We start from the raw sequence: 14565 nt of genomic DNA on the forward strand, positions 1-14565 counted from the left end.
GGCACAGCTGGATGCGGATGGTTACCAGGTTTTGGGGACATCGGATGCTGATACCCTGAATGGCAATAACGGAATGGATACGATTTATGGATATGAAGGCAACGACATGATAACCGGTGCTTATGGCAATGATTACCTGGATGGCGGAACAGGTGCAGATGGAATGTTAGGTGGTTCTGGTAATGACACATACGTTGTTGATGATGCCAGTGATGTGGTAACTGAAAATGTTGGGGCTGGTATAGACACAGTCAAGAGCTCAATGACATACGCGCTCAGTGCGAATGTTGAAAATATGACTTTAACGGGGATAGGTGCCGTTGATGGTGCCGGGAATGAACTAAATAACTATCTAAAAGGAAATAGTGTTGCCAATACACTTACCGGTAATGCTGGAAACGATATCTTTGATGGTGGACAAGGGAATGATGTTTTGGTTGGTGGGACAGGGAATGATGCATACACCTTCCGCCGAACCGATGGAGAAGACACTATAAATGATTATAGTACCATCACAACCGATGTGGATACCCTCAAAATGACGGATGGAATTTCCTCCACCGAGCCGGTGATTGTTAAGCAGGACGGCGATCTGTACATTTTTGTCGATACCGGCAACTACGTGAAGATTGCCAGTCAGTTTAGCAGCAATAATTATGGCATAGAGCGCCTGGAAGTGTCGGATGGTCATTATGTTACAAGGCAGGATATAGAAATCATCGTTAATACGATGAGCGAGATTAACAACAGCGGCATGGATGTGATGCAGAAATTCAATGCCATGATGGCGGACCACAGCTATATCAGCACTCTGGCGCAGACCTGGCAACAGATATAGAAGCCTCCAATATTTAAGATAAAACAATTACGGCGAAACTTGACACGTGGGGAATGGTTATGAACGTTTCCTGCGTTTCAAATATAGGGGAAAATATTATCAAGGAAGGATGTATCTTTGCCGGGCTATAAGTTAATCTTTCTGATCAGTATCTTCATCATCTTTAATCTATGCGATTTATGTATGGCCGAGGCGCTAAACCATCGGGATACTGTTGTTGACGCTTTGCGGCATTCTCCTAATCTGCGAATGCGCATTGAAGATATTCGTATTTCCGATGCGCAACACCGCACGAGTATTGCAGGATTGTTTCCGACCGTTAATGTAAGTGGCCGGGGTGAGCGTTACGAAAATATCGACACGCGAAATACAACCAACATTGAAACCATCGGTAATGAAGTGGTTGGCGGTAACCAGTCCGCATGGAGGTCATCCGTTAATCTCACCGGTCAGTACTATTTTTCGCACTGGTATAAAAAAAGATATGAAGCGAAATATTATGAACACTTGAAAGATTACAGTGTTCATCAATGCGAAACAGAAGCAAAAAAAATCATTCGTGAGGTTACGGATATTTACGGGTCATTGATTGAATCTAAAATCAAGCTGGATTACTCAAGCAGGATTCTGATGCACCTTAAAGATATTATGAGAATAAAGAAAGAGGCACGTGCCGTCGGACATTTTTCTTTTGAAGATATTCTCAAAGCCGAAACGGACGTGATATCAACAGAAAAAGAAATTACCGGGATTCAAAAAGATAAGACGGACCTTCTTCATCGATTAAGCGTCTATACGGGTGGCAGTTACTCGGAGAACACAGTAATTGATCCGATCGTATTTCAAGGTGAAATAGGGGCAATTGATAAAAAACGTGCGGCTGCCGGTGCGCCGGAATACAAGATGCGGCAAAAGGAAATGGAGGCGATCCGTTCTAAAACAACATCCGCCAGAAATAATCTGCTGCCTGATATTTCAGTTTATACCCGGTATGATTTATTCAACAGTTCACCGGATACTCTGGATGCTTCATTAAGGGATACAAGGCCGTCATCATACAGCGCGGGAGTTCTGGTCAGCCTGCCACTTTTCGACGGCGGGGCAAGGTTATGGGAATGGAAGAAGAATCTCTATGAAATCCGCAAGCAGGAGGAAGGCATCCGCGCGGCACTGGAAGAAAGATATAAAGACATAAAAACGATTTCCGACGGCTATCAAAATCTGACCCGATCTTACCGGCATTTTAAAAAACTTGGCGATCAATATGCAAAAATGATTTCGATCGGTAAAAAGGCGCAGGCGCTGGGTGAACGAAGTAATCTGGATATGCTGGAACTGGAAAAAGACGCGCTTTCCGTGGAAAGGGATTTGAAAATATCGGAACAAACACTTGCGGTTTATGAAACACAGCTGGAGCTGGAGCTTGATTACAATAAATTTCTAAGGAAATACGATGGAGACCGGGCTTGTAGCTATTGAGGTTGTCTCAAAAATTCATTCCGTCAGCATCGATTTGGCAGCGGTGAAACGACGCTATTTCATTGAAGACGAGTTGAGCAAGGCCGAAATTCTTCGTATTTTACGGGATCATGGCATCCGTTCAAGGTTGAAGGCATTCAAAGCTGTTGAAGAGCTTTTGAAATATCCCATGCCGCTGATCTTTCTTTCAAAGAGTAATGAGTTTCATATTCTGATCGGGAAAAAGGAAGAAAAAATATTCGTCTTCAACTGTCAGGAAAGAAAACCACGAGAAATGGCAGTGGAAGAATTTCTGCAATTCTGGAGCGGTGAGGCCATTGCTCTGTATCCGCGCTTTACCAAAACGGAATTCTTCCTCAATATGAAATGGCTGTTCAAGGAATTCTACAAGCACCGGCCTGTTTTTACCGCCATTATCACGGCATCTTTTTTCATTCAGTTATTCGGTCTGGTTACGCCGCTGTTCATTCAAGTCATCATTGACAAGGTATTGGCGCATCACGCCCTGACAACGCTTCAGGTTGTCGCAGGGGCCTTCATGGCTGTCCTGCTTTTCGATACAATTATGAATCTGATGCGTAATTACCTGCTGTACCATACAGCCAACAAGGTGGATGCCAGCCTGGGCGCGAAAGTTTATCGTCATCTCTTGTCGTTGCCGTTCCGGTATTTTGAAACCCGCAAAGTGGGCAATATCATCGCCCGGGTCCGCGAGCTGGAAAATCTCCGGCAATTCATGACCAATATATCATTGACGGTGTTGCTCGATACGATATTTTCTGTGGTCTTTATTGCGATCATGGTTCTGTACAGCGGCTATCTGACATTAATTGTTCTGGCATTTGTTCTGGCTATCGCGGTTATCTCCTTTGTGGCTACGCCGATGATCAAAAAAAGGCTGGAGGAAAAGTTCCAGAAGGGCGCGGCCAATCAATCCTTTCTGGTGGAATCCATCACGGGCATTCAAACGGTCAAATCCCTGGCGATTGAAGGCAAAATGATCAAGGATTGGGAGAAAAGCTTGGGCGACTATATTATGTCGGCTTTTAAATTATCCAATCTGGGTAATGTGGCGGTGACTGCTTCACAGGCGCTTCAGAAGGTGATGACGCTGGCGGTGATCTATTTCGGCGTGAGTCTGGTATTCGATAAAAGTATGAGCGTCGGCCAGTTGATCGCCTTTCAGATGTTTGCGTCGCAACTGAGCGGGCCGATTCTGCGGCTGGTGAATATGTGGCAGGATTTTCAGCAGGCCAGACTTTCGCTGGATCGCATCGGCGATATTATCAATACACCTCCGGAAGTTGTCGGAGGAGCCATTGCCATCTCGCAGATTCAGGGTGAGATTACTGCCAAAGAGGTATCCTTCCGCTATGCGCCGGATGGCCCTCTGGTTCTGGACAAAGTCGATTTCAAGATCAACGCCGGGATGATGGTGGGAATCGTCGGGCGCAGTGGGTCGGGGAAAAGCACAATTGCCAAGATGGTGCAGCGGCTCTATCTGCCCATTGAAGGCACGATCATGATTGATGGCGTGGATATCCGTCATATGGATCCGCTTTTTCTGCGGTACCGCACCGGGATTGTTTTACAGGAATGTTTTCTCTTCAGCGGCACGATCAAAGAAAATATTGCCATGGCAGCCCCCGATGCCGCTATGGAACGCATTATAGAGGTATCACGCATTGCAGGCGCCCATGATTTTATTTCCGAAATGCCGCTGGGCTATGACACATGCGTAGAAGAACGCGGTTCGTCTTTGTCCGGTGGGCAGAAACAGCGTATTGCCATCGCAAGGGCATTGATCATGAATCCGAATATTTTGATCTTTGACGAAGCGACCAGCGCCCTGGATTACGAATCCGAAAGGATGATTCAGCAGAACCTGCACCTGATTCGCAAAGGGAGAACCGTGATCTTCATCGCGCATCGTCTTTCGGTTATGCGCGACTGTGACATGATCATTGTCATTGATCGGGGCAAGATTGTCGAAACCGGCAATCACGTTTCTCTGATGCAAAAAGACGGTCTCTACACCTATCTCTACAAACAACAGGAGGAAAATCGGCTGCGATGAATCATTCGGATCAAAATGAATTTAGACCAATCATTGCGGAAATTGAAGATCGGCCGGTCAATCCGTTGGGGTTGCTTTTCTTATGGACGATCATTGCCCTGCTGGTTGTTACCATCCTGGGCTTAATATTTCTGAAAATTGATGTTGTGGTCACGGCACGGGGAAAGGTTATTCCCGCAGGCGATGTGAAAGTGGTGCAGCCCCTGGAGACAGGCGTCATTACCGGAATTCACGTCAAAGAAGGGGACTATGTGAAGAAGGGAGATGTTTTGCTGGAAATCGACCCTTCCGTTGATACGGCTGATTTGGAAGGCAAAGAACGGAATCTGAAATATTCCCGGTTATCCATGGAGCGCATTAATTCTGTTCTGGCTGATAAAGAATTTACCCCGGGGAATAGAGGACAATCTTCAGATGTCATGCAGGCACAGAAATCACATTTTCAGGTGCAAAGAAATGCATTAAAGTCTTTAAAAGAAGAAATATCCACTTTGGATAAGTTGCTGGTTATTGCGATTGAAGACGAACAAAGGCAGAAGGCTCTGGTGGAAATCGGCGCTGTGGCCGATAACCGCTATCGCGACAAAATGAAAGAAAGAATGAATCTGGAGCGCGAGCGTGATGCAAAGTCAGGCCAGGTAGAGCAGCTTCGGGAAAAGCTTCTTGCCGATTATTCCACAAATATACAGGGGCGAAACACACTGGAGGCGGATGTCAGCAGCTTAAGGTTCAAGCAGGGCAAGCGGTTCATCATTGCGCCCGTTACCGGCTATGTACACCTTTTGCCGGTAAAAACGATTGGTGGGGTGGTAACCACAGCGCAGCCTGTTGTCGGCATCGTTCCGGAAGGTACACCTCTGGAGGTTAATGCCGTTGTAATGAACAAGGATATCGGTTATATCAGGGAAGGGCAGACCTGCATCATCAAAGTGGATACTTTCGATTTCCAAAAATACGGAACTATTGAAGGCAGCATCGAGGTTGTCAATCCCTACAGTATAGAGGAAAAAGCTCAAAAAGAAAGATCACAGGACGAGCAAAATGAAACAGGCGGTTATCCGGTAAGGGTTAAGATGCTGGCGGAAAGCCTCAAAACAAAGAACGGTGATGTTTATAAAGTCAAACCGGGCATGACAGTGGCTGCGGAAGTCAATGTCGGCAAGCGCCGTATTATAGAGTTTTTCCTTTTTCCGATTATTCGATATCTGGATGAGGGTTTGAAAGTAAGATAAATGAAAATAAAAGGAGGTATTTACGATGGCAAAAAATGAACAGGATAATGTAAATCAGAATGAAGCGGGTCAGGAAACTCAAAACATTCAGACCAGGAAAATACGTTTTACGGAGGAGGGTGTTAAGACCCAGTATTCCAGCATTTTCAATATTGGTTTCGGCGCAGATGAAGTCATTTTCATGTTTGGCAATCAGTCCGTTGATCCAGGCATTGTCATGATAGAATCAAAAATGGCTGTTTCACTCAAGAACGCAAAACGTTTCGCTGTGACACTGGGTAATCTGCTTCGCCGCTATGAAGCAGCTAATGGCGTCATTGATATCTCCGCACCGCAGGCCGCCACGGAAGAGAAGCCAAAGATGCAGTAGATATGTTATCATCGGATGGCGTCATTCTGTCTCAAAAGGGCGAAGCCTTCTGAGTGACTGTCTCTTTATCATCTCGCACCAGGGACTGTGTCGCAACAATTGTCATTCCGAATCCCGATTTTTCGGGATTCGGAATCATGATACATTCTCATGGGAAAGAGGATAAAGGGGCGTGGAAATGTTTATTTATTAGATATATTGCCCAAATAACTTATGATCTCATCTATGCAGAAGCATTTGTTTCATGCCGTCATCATTGTGCTGCTTATTGTTATTCGGCCTTCTTTTGCTGGAAGCACGGAAACAACAGCACAGCCGGTATTGGCACTGCCCATCAAATGCACGTTAGGCAGCAACTGTTATATTATGCATTATGTGGACCTGGATCCTGGTGATAAGGTGCTGGACTTTGGCTGTGGCAGCCAGACTTACAACGAGCATAACGGGACTGATTTTGGGATATCGGATTTGGCAACAATGAAACAGGGGGTTGCCGTGCTTGCCGCTGCCGATGGTATTGTCCACAGAGCGCGGGATGGTATGGCCGACCGGTTAATTGCTGACCAGGCACAGAAAAAAGCTGTAAGTAATATCGAATGCGGCAATGGCTTAGTTATCGATCATGGCCATGGCTGGCAAACGCAATACTGTCATCTGCTCAATGGTTCCATTGCCGTTAAAAAAGGCAACACGGTCAGGAAAGGGACGCCTCTGGGCATGGTCGGTTCGTCGGGGCTCGCTTCTTTCCCGCATGTCCATTTCACGGTTCGTTATCAGGACAAGGTCGTTGATCCTTTTGTCGGTCGATCATCGGTTGCTGGATGTCAGGTTTCACGTCACGCGCTCTGGGAGAATGCACCCGATTATGTCCCCACCGGTTTGATTCGCGCCGGCTTTTCACCAAAGCCTCCAGCACAGATCGAACTGTGGCAGGGAGAATTCCGGGCGGCAAAATCACATTCATCCGAGATGCCTGCGCTGATCTTCTGGGTTCACGTATTTGGTGTATTGCAGGGGGATAGAGAACACTTCACTTTAATTAATCCTGATCAGCGTGTCATGATTGATCAGGGAAAATATCTGACAAAAAGTAATCGAAGCTGGGTGAGTTATGCGGGGAGACGTAACACGCAGGATCATCCGCTTGCCAAAGGCATCTGGCGAGGTGTCTATCAACTCAAAAGAGACGACCGCATCTTAATCAATCTGGAACGTGTTTTTATTATAGAGTAGAGACAATATTGTCTTATGAAAATTTTTTTCTGCATTTCAAATTTCCGGCGTAATTTTGCCGTCTGGTTCATGCTTGGCAACAGATGTAGAAACCTCTGATATCAAATCAAAGCTAGCACAAAAATCAATTCGCAGCGTTCCGTTAGCTTGCCCGGCGGATGCAGCCTTTAACCTTCAGCGCATGTGTTCCAGGCAGGACTGAGCCGCGGCATGGCCCGTGGCTATCGCAAAACCGTTTCCACAGCCGTTTTTCAATGCTTCCGTGTGGGCCAGGATGGCACCGCAGACAAAAAGATTATCCCAGGAGCAGTTCGCGGGCCGGAAGGTTGAATCAACCTCAATGCCTGCCTGACCGATGCCATGATTCATGGAAAAGTAATCCTGATCAAACCAGACATCCCGTTCACCCGGCACAAAGACTGGCAGATTAAATATCTTTTCTGTAATCTTATCATGTTTTGCCCAAAGCCCGCCGCCGACAAAGGATCCGGTGGCCAGAATAAACGCTCTGGCATTGAGGCTGTTGGGTCTGCCGTGTGATTCGGCCATGACTGCTTCAATTTGTCTTCCGGATTTTTCCACGCCGACAACCGGCCAATTCCAGTAGATAACGCCCCCCTTGCGGCGAAAATGGTCTTTCAGTCCGTTAAACAGCCTTCGGCCGGGCATGGAAGGCGGAATCGTGGGAATTTCAAAAACGGGACGTTCCAGACGGTGTTCGATCTTCTGCAGAATGGCTGCCGCCGACTCCAAACCCAGTACAGCCGGAACGGCAATTTTATCTTCACGGATATTTTGTTTTTCCAGCCACAGGATGAATGCTTCCAGAAATGAATCATCTTCAAATTTGGATGCAATGCCCATGGTTGTGGAAACACCCGCGTCGTATGTTGAATAAGACGCGTTTGAAAGCCGGGAAATGATATAGCCGGGATAAAAATCCTTAAGACCGGAAAACGTGACAATGTGTATTCTTTCATCATCGCTTTGGGGGGAGGACTGCATGGTCAAAGGTGTCAGGCAGGTGGTTTTGAATGTTCCGATAGCCGAAAGAACCGGACGATTATTTTCCGGATTTCCCGTGTATTGCAGATCCGCCTCCGCCATGACCGTCTGAAAATTTTTCAATGCCTCTCTGATGGTTTTAACGGAAACCAGGTGATAGGGATGCTCCGGAGGAAGTTCCGCAATGCCGATAAGAGGATTTTGCTTGTTCGAACAAACATCGATGCAGCCGGTGGAAAGACAGGCGGTCGGTTCACCGCTGGTGACCAGAGCGACTTTCATGCCTTGTTCGGCAAGGCAGGCGCCGGCTGTCAGACCTGCCACTCCTGCGCCGATTACAATGACATCGTATTCGATCAAGCTCATGGTTGTTTCTCCATGGCGAAAATATCCGGATAGCTATATTTGATGCGTCAATACCAGCTTTATATAAAACGGCTGAACAACAGTTTGACTGTTTTTAACCGTTTGGAAATTGCGAAACCGTTTTGATGACGTTCATCAGTATAGCGACCGGCCTCTCCTGTCAAGAATGTATTTCCGAACCGCTTCTTTTGCCGTCAGGGAACCCTCTTTACATGAATGGATATTTACCTGTTCCTGACGGACGGTTGATAACGATCTGTAACAATGTCATTGATTTTTAATAATATTCCGGCTAAAATCAGCAGAGTTAAAATTATGCTGTATCCGTTTACTTTTTATTTGAGCCAACACCATAGAACGGCAGCGCGTTGATCTTCATCTGCCGGATGCGCGCCTGAGGCGCGGGGAGTGAGGTCTTTATGAAAAAATACTTGTTATTTTCATTGGCAGTGATCGTTATGATGGCGGGACCGGCGAGTGCCGATTTATACACCTGGGAAGATGAATCCGGTGTGGCGCATATCACCGATTATCTCCCGCCCAAAAGTTTAAAAAAACAGAAAGTAAAAGTATTTGAGGAGAGTAAAAAGGCGGATGAAAAACTGACGGCTCAAAAAGAAAAAAAACCGGATATTGTCCTTTATACAAAAAACGATTGTCCCGATTGCGACAAAGCCAGGAATTTTTTAAATTCCAAGAATCTGGAATTTACGGAATATAATTTGGATCAGGATCAGACTGCGGCGGAAAAAAGAAAAGGAATAGATGACAGTACAGACGTTCCGTTCGCCATTATCAACAATAATCAAGTGTATGGTTTCACGGAAGCCGGTTACAACCGGGTGCTGAAGTAATCACCCTGATGAAAACAACTATTTATTTTTATACGGGAACAGGCAACTCTCTGTGGACGGCTAAGAAGATAGCCGGTCGTCTGGATCTGTCGGAGCTGATTTCCCTCAGCCGCAATAAAAAAACATCTCTCACTTGTGATTCGGAACGCATCGGTCTGGTTTTTCCCGTTCACATCTGGGGGGTGCCGCCGCCCGTTATTGAATTTCTTCGTCGCCTGAAAGCCGACCGCACGCAATATGTTTTTGCCGTTGCCGTCAACGCCGGACAGGTTGCCGCAACACTGATTCAGTTGCGGAAACTTTTGCACGCCAGAAATCTTCATCTTTCCTGCGGATTTTCCATCGATCTGCCCAGCAATTATATTCCCTGGGGCGGGGCTGTTTCACAGGACAAACAGCAGAAAAAATTTTTCGTCGCGCTTGAGAAAATTGAAAAGATTGCCGAGGCAGTCCGCAATCAGGAAGACCGGCCGCCGGAGAAGGGGCCTCTCTGGCAGAATCTGATATTCTCGATGATTTACCGAAAATCTCTACCGTATGTCGCCAGAATGGATAAATCATTTCTGGCTGATGAAAAATGCAACAGCTGCGGGATTTGCGAAAAGATCTGCCCGGCCCGGAACATTCGCATCGTCAGCGGCAAGCCTGTGTGGCAGCACCGCTGCGAACAGTGTTTTGCCTGCATTCAATGGTGCCCGGAGGAAGCGATTCAGTATGGCAAAAACACCATAACCAAAAAACGCTATCACCACCCGGACATATCACTCAAAGATATGCTGGCTTGTGCTCCCGGAAAAGACTCTCAGTAATAAGATGAACAGTTAAGTTGATGCGGCGTCTTTGTTCTTCCGGTTTAAAATCATCTCCCAGATCATGAGTACCGCGCCGACGGTGATGGCGGAATCCGCCACATTAAAAGCCGGCCAGTGCGCGGAGCCGATGAACACATCCAGAAAATCCACAACCGCGCCGAAACGCAGCCGGTCGATCAGGTTGCCGACCGCTCCGCCGAAAATCAGGGTCAGGGAACCCACCAGCATTAAATTCCGCGGATTGCTTTTGATGAGATAATAGACGATTAAGATCACGGCCGCAACGGTGACGCCGGTAAAGAAAACATAGCGGAATGTTTCGGAAGCATCGGCCAGAAATCCGAATGCTGCGCCGGGATTCATGACATAAACAAGATTAAATAAACCGTTAATGACCGGATAGGATTCGTGCAGGATGAATCTTGCGGTAATTGCCGATTTTGTTATCTGATCCAGAACAATAATAACCGCAGCGCCCAGAAAGAATATCAGTAAATTTTTTTTCAAAGAAGTGCTCCTTAAATCGCCTTTTGTAAATACGATAGGACAATATTCATAGAGATTCGCATAGAATGTATTATTATCCCCTCCCTTTTAAACCACCTGAAGGTGGCGCGAGGAGGGTTAGGGAGGATTTAAAATAATAAAATCCCCCTGAGTCCCCCTTTTTTTAAAGGGGGACTGGCAATGTTACAGATTCGGCAGACAACGGCTGCATACCGTCGGATGTTCCGTGCTTGCCCCCACCGATTCTTCATAAATCCAGCACCGCTCGCATTTGGCGCCGCGGGCTTTTTCCACACCGACTGTCAAACCTTTGATTTCCTCACTGGCGTAGGGTTTGGCGATGTCTTTTTCATCGGCCAGCTGCAACTGCGAAACAATCAGGAGCGCGCGCAAGTCTTCCAGATGCGCGGCAAACAAGGCCCGCATTTTTTCGGGTGCGGCAATGCTGACCCGCGCATCGAGGGAATGACCGATGACTTTTTCCTTGCGCGCCAGTTCAATGGCTTTGGCAATTTCACTCTTTGCGTCAATCATGGTCTTCCAGCGTTCGCCTAAGGCCGCGTTGAAATACTGCTCGTTGACCTGCGGGAATTGCGCCAGATGGACGCTTGTTTCTTTTTGCCGCCATTCGGGCAGGGATGCCCAGACTTCTTCGGCCGTGAAGGTCAGGATCGGTGCGAGCAGCCTGGTCATGGCGTTTAAAATAGTCAACATGGTTGTCTGACCGGAGCGGCGCGCCACGGAGGCGGCCTTATTCGTGTAGAGCCGGTCTTTCAGAATGTCCAGATACTGCGCGCTTAAATCCACGGTGCAGTAATTATACAGCGTGTAAAAAACCACATGAAACTGATGGCGCTCGTAGGCTTCCGTTACGCGTTTGATGACTTCCTGAAGGCGGTGGAGCGCCCACTGATCCATTTCCATCATCCGGTCGTAGGGGACGCTGTCGGTGTCCGCTTTAAAATCATAGAGGTTGCCCAGGATGAAGCGGCTGGTGTTGCGGATGCGCCGATAGGCTTCCATCAGACGTTTGAGAATTTCTTCGGAGATGCGGATATCATCGGTGTAGTCCTCCGCCGCGACCCAGAGCCTGAGGATTTCCGCGCCATATTTGGCAATGCCTTCTTCCGCCCCGATCACGTTACCGACGGACTTGGACATCTTCTTGCCTTCACCATCAACAACAAAGCCGTGCGTCAGAACGCTTTTGTAAGGCGCCCGTCCGCGGGTTCCCACGGATTCCAAAAGTGAAGAATGGAACCAGCCGCGATGCTGATCGTTTCCTTCCAGATACATGTCGCACGGCGAACCCAGATACGCTCTTTTTTCCAGAACCGCCGCATGGCTGACGCCGGAGTCAAACCACACATCGAGGATGTTGACTTCCTTGGTAAACTCCGTGCTGTGACAATGCGGGCAGGTGGTGTGATGAGGCATCAGATCTTTCGGTTCTTTTTCAAACCAGACATCCGCGCCGCTTTTTTCCACAAGGGCCACCAGATGATCCAGAATTTCCTGAGTCAACAGTTCGTTTTTGCACTTGGCGCAATAAAAAACGGTAATGGGTACGCCCCAGAGCCTCTGGCGGGAGATGCACCAGTCGGGACGGTTTTCCACCATGCCGTAGATGCGGTCGTGTCCCCAGGAAGGAATCCACTGCACATCATCGATGGCCGCCAGTGCTTTTTTGCGCAGATCGTTTTTCTCCATCGAGATGAACCACTGTTCGGTGGAACGGAAAATGATGGGTTTTTTGCAGCGCCAGCAATGCGGGTAGGAATGCTGCATGGGAACATGTCCCATCAGCGCGCCCGCTTCTTCTAGCTTTTTGATGACGTTATCGTTGGCGTCAAAAACAAACTGGCCGGCAAAATGTTCGACATCTTCGGTGAATTTCCCCGCATCGTCTACCGGTGCGTAGTTGTCCAGACCATACTCCAGACCGATTTCATAGTCTTCCTGGCCATGGCCGGGAGCGATATGCACGGCGCCGGTTCCGGCGTCCAGCGTTACAAAGGGCGCCAGGATCAGGAGACTGTGTCTCTTAATCAGCGGATGGACGCATTTCTGGCCTTCCAGAACTTCGCCCTTGAACTCATCGAGAATCTCATATTTTTTATCGCGATAACCGAAAGCATCCAGACAATAATCGAGCATGTCCTTGGCGACAATCAGCACGTCGTCATTGATTTTTACCGCCACGTAGATGAAATCGTCCTTGACCGCGATGGCCAGGTTGGCGGGAATCGTCCAGGGGGTGGTCGTCCAGATGACCATGTGTACTTTCTCACCGGCAAGCTTTGGCAGAATCTGGCTGATGTCGGAGGTGAAAGCAAACTTCACATAGATGGATGGGGTATGATGGTCTGCGTATTCCACTTCGGCTTCCGCCAAAGCGGTTTTGCAGGTGGCGCACCAGTAAACGGGTTTCTTTCCTTTATAAACACTGCCATTGAGGTAGAGTTTGCCGAATTCGGCAACGGTCGTTGCTTCATAAGGGTAGGCCATAGTCAGATAGGGATTTTCCCATTCGCCGAAAACGCCCAGGCGTTTGAACTGCGTGCGCTGAATATCCACGAATTTTTCCGCATAGACACGACAGGCGCGGCGTTTTTCCACCTGCGACATTCCGGATTTCTTTCCCCCCAGTTCTTTATCGACCTGATGTTCAATCGGCAGCCCGTGGCAATCCCAGCCCGGCACATACACGCCGTCAAAACCCGTCATATTCTTGGCTTTGATGACGATATCCTTGATGATTTTGTTGAGCGCCGTGCCCAGATGAATATTGCCGTTGGCATAGGGGGGGCCGTCATGCAGAATATAAGGCTTCCTGCCTTTGGCTGTTTCCCGGATCTTCTGGTAAATGTCCATCTCTTCCCATTTTTTCAGCATTTCCGGTTCCCGCGCCGCCAGATTGGCTTTCATCGGGAAATCGGTTTGAGGAAGATTTAATGTCTGTTTGTAATCCATTTCCTGTTACTCCTGTCTTCTTAAAAAAATAGCGGTTAAACCGCGATTTGTGACTAATGCGGGGAAGGCTCCCTGCTTATGTCGCTTGGCAATTGTGACCAACTATCACATAAACATAGGACTTTCAAGCATAACTCTTTTCCAGTGATACCGATAAATTCCTTGATAAATATCATTGCTGTGCTATCACAAAAAAGGTTCGTCGTGTTTTCCGACACCGATCCCATCAACCGAAGGAGAAAATGAAATGACACCCAAAGACATGAGGAAAAAAGCTGTCGTGATGATGGCCGTTCAGAAGTTTCACTGCAGTCAGGCTATCGCAATCGTCGGGCAGGAGAAACTGGAAAAGGATAATGACGATTTGATTCGGGCCATGGGTGCTTTCGGGGGTGGTCTGGGCGGCAACGGCGAAGTCTGCGGCGCGTTGGCGGGAGGCCTTGCTGTTTTAGGTTTGCGTTACAGCCGTGCTCATCAGGAGGAAAAGGAAAATCCGCAGATGTGGGGCGCTGCTGAAGAACTTGTCCGGCGATTCCGTGATGAGATTGTGAAGCAAAACGGCAGTATTCTCTGCCGGGATATCAGTTGTGTGGACTGGAAAAACCGCGAGCAGGTGAAAGCATTTTACAACGGCGAAAAAGTAAAAGACTGTATCCGTATTGTCGGTGAGACGGCAATGCTGGTCGGTGAGCTTCTCGAAAGACGATGAGTTCCGGCCACATAGGGTTGTTAATTATTATTTCCATAATAAATCATATACTTGGATGATATTGACGATGCTGTTTCCGGTTGAATTTACCGGTGATAATTCATTATATT

At 47.7% G+C, this 14565-nt stretch carries 12 protein-coding genes; 9 read left to right on the top strand and 3 right to left on the bottom strand.

Features of this window, described 5'->3' with window-relative positions:
• The 6 genes from CVU71_17365 to CVU71_17390 all read left to right on the top strand — a co-directional run.
• Positions 1 to 838: hypothetical protein (locus CVU71_17365; GenBank protein PKN17064.1), on the top strand; the 838-nt coding region annotated here is incomplete at its 5' end.
• A gap of 117 nt (positions 839 to 955) precedes the next feature.
• A complete protein-coding gene (locus CVU71_17370; protein ID PKN17065.1) occupies positions 956 to 2317 on the top strand; it encodes a hypothetical protein in 1362 nt (453 codons plus the stop codon).
• On the top strand, positions 2292 to 4394 hold the full coding sequence (locus tag CVU71_17375; protein ID PKN17066.1) for a type I secretion system permease/ATPase: 2103 nt from the start codon (positions 2292 to 2294) through the stop codon (positions 4392 to 4394). Before CVU71_17370 ends, CVU71_17375 begins: the two co-directional genes overlap by 26 nt.
• A complete protein-coding gene (locus CVU71_17380) occupies positions 4391 to 5626 on the top strand; it encodes a hypothetical protein (protein ID PKN17067.1) in 1236 nt (411 codons plus the stop codon). The genes CVU71_17375 and CVU71_17380 overlap by 4 nt, the downstream gene beginning before the upstream one ends.
• Before the next feature lie 25 nt (positions 5627 to 5651).
• On the top strand, positions 5652 to 5996 hold the full coding sequence (locus tag CVU71_17385; GenBank protein ID PKN17068.1) for a hypothetical protein: 345 nt from the start codon (positions 5652 to 5654) through the stop codon (positions 5994 to 5996).
• Positions 5997 to 6209: 213 nt separating this feature from the next.
• Positions 6210 to 7229, top strand: coding sequence for a peptidase M23 (locus CVU71_17390; protein ID PKN17069.1), 1020 nt, complete (start codon positions 6210 to 6212; stop codon positions 7227 to 7229).
• A gap of 174 nt (positions 7230 to 7403) precedes the next feature.
• On the opposite strand, the gene glpB is transcribed toward CVU71_17390, so the two are convergent.
• Positions 7404 to 8600, bottom strand: a complete 1197-nt coding sequence (gene glpB, locus CVU71_17395; protein PKN17070.1) for an anaerobic glycerol-3-phosphate dehydrogenase subunit B — start codon at positions 8598 to 8600, stop codon at positions 7404 to 7406.
• A 419-nt stretch (positions 8601 to 9019) separates the two neighbouring features.
• Between glpB and CVU71_17400 the strand changes: the two genes are divergently transcribed.
• Both CVU71_17400 and CVU71_17405 read left to right on the top strand, forming a co-directional pair.
• Complete coding sequence (locus CVU71_17400) at positions 9020 to 9454, top strand: hypothetical protein (protein ID PKN17071.1); 435 nt, start codon at positions 9020 to 9022, stop codon at positions 9452 to 9454.
• An 8-nt stretch (positions 9455 to 9462) separates the two neighbouring features.
• Positions 9463 to 10263, top strand: coding sequence for a 4Fe-4S ferredoxin (locus CVU71_17405; protein ID PKN17072.1), 801 nt, complete (start codon positions 9463 to 9465; stop codon positions 10261 to 10263).
• Positions 10264 to 10275: 12 nt separating this feature from the next.
• Here the strand turns inward: CVU71_17405 and lspA are convergent, their stop codons facing one another.
• Together lspA and CVU71_17415 are read right to left on the bottom strand one after the other, a co-directional pair.
• Complete coding sequence (lspA, locus tag CVU71_17410; GenBank protein ID PKN17073.1) at positions 10276 to 10773, bottom strand: signal peptidase II; 498 nt, start codon at positions 10771 to 10773, stop codon at positions 10276 to 10278.
• A 183-nt stretch (positions 10774 to 10956) separates the two neighbouring features.
• Complete coding sequence (locus CVU71_17415) at positions 10957 to 13746, bottom strand: isoleucine--tRNA ligase (GenBank protein ID PKN17074.1); 2790 nt, start codon at positions 13744 to 13746, stop codon at positions 10957 to 10959.
• A gap of 247 nt (positions 13747 to 13993) precedes the next feature.
• Here CVU71_17415 and CVU71_17420 point away from each other — a divergent pair, with 247 nt between their 5' ends.
• Complete coding sequence (locus CVU71_17420) at positions 13994 to 14455, top strand: hypothetical protein (GenBank protein PKN17075.1); 462 nt, start codon at positions 13994 to 13996, stop codon at positions 14453 to 14455.
• The last annotated feature ends 110 nt before the right edge of the window (positions 14456 to 14565 follow it).

It is taken from the genome of Deltaproteobacteria bacterium HGW-Deltaproteobacteria-6, assembly GCA_002840435.1.
In the GTDB taxonomy this organism is placed as follows: Bacteria; Desulfobacterota; Syntrophia; order Syntrophales; family Smithellaceae; genus UBA8904.

Coding starts and splice junctions, on each gene's coding strand:
- CVU71_17390 (PKN17069.1), top strand. CDS start 6,210: ATGATCTCATCTATGCAGAAGCATTTGTTTCATGCCGTCATCATTGTG.
- CVU71_17375 (PKN17066.1), top strand. CDS start 2,292: ATGGAGACCGGGCTTGTAGCTATTGAGGTTGTCTCAAAAATTCATTCC.
- CVU71_17420 (PKN17075.1), top strand. CDS start 13,994: ATGACACCCAAAGACATGAGGAAAAAAGCTGTCGTGATGATGGCCGTT.
- glpB (PKN17070.1), bottom strand. CDS start 8,600: ATGAGCTTGATCGAATACGATGTCATTGTAATCGGCGCAGGAGTGGCA.
- CVU71_17380 (PKN17067.1), top strand. CDS start 4,391: ATGAATCATTCGGATCAAAATGAATTTAGACCAATCATTGCGGAAATT.
- CVU71_17400 (PKN17071.1), top strand. CDS start 9,020: ATGAAAAAATACTTGTTATTTTCATTGGCAGTGATCGTTATGATGGCG.
- CVU71_17415 (PKN17074.1), bottom strand. CDS start 13,746: ATGGATTACAAACAGACATTAAATCTTCCTCAAACCGATTTCCCGATG.
- CVU71_17385 (PKN17068.1), top strand. CDS start 5,652: ATGGCAAAAAATGAACAGGATAATGTAAATCAGAATGAAGCGGGTCAG.
- CVU71_17405 (PKN17072.1), top strand. CDS start 9,463: ATGAAAACAACTATTTATTTTTATACGGGAACAGGCAACTCTCTGTGG.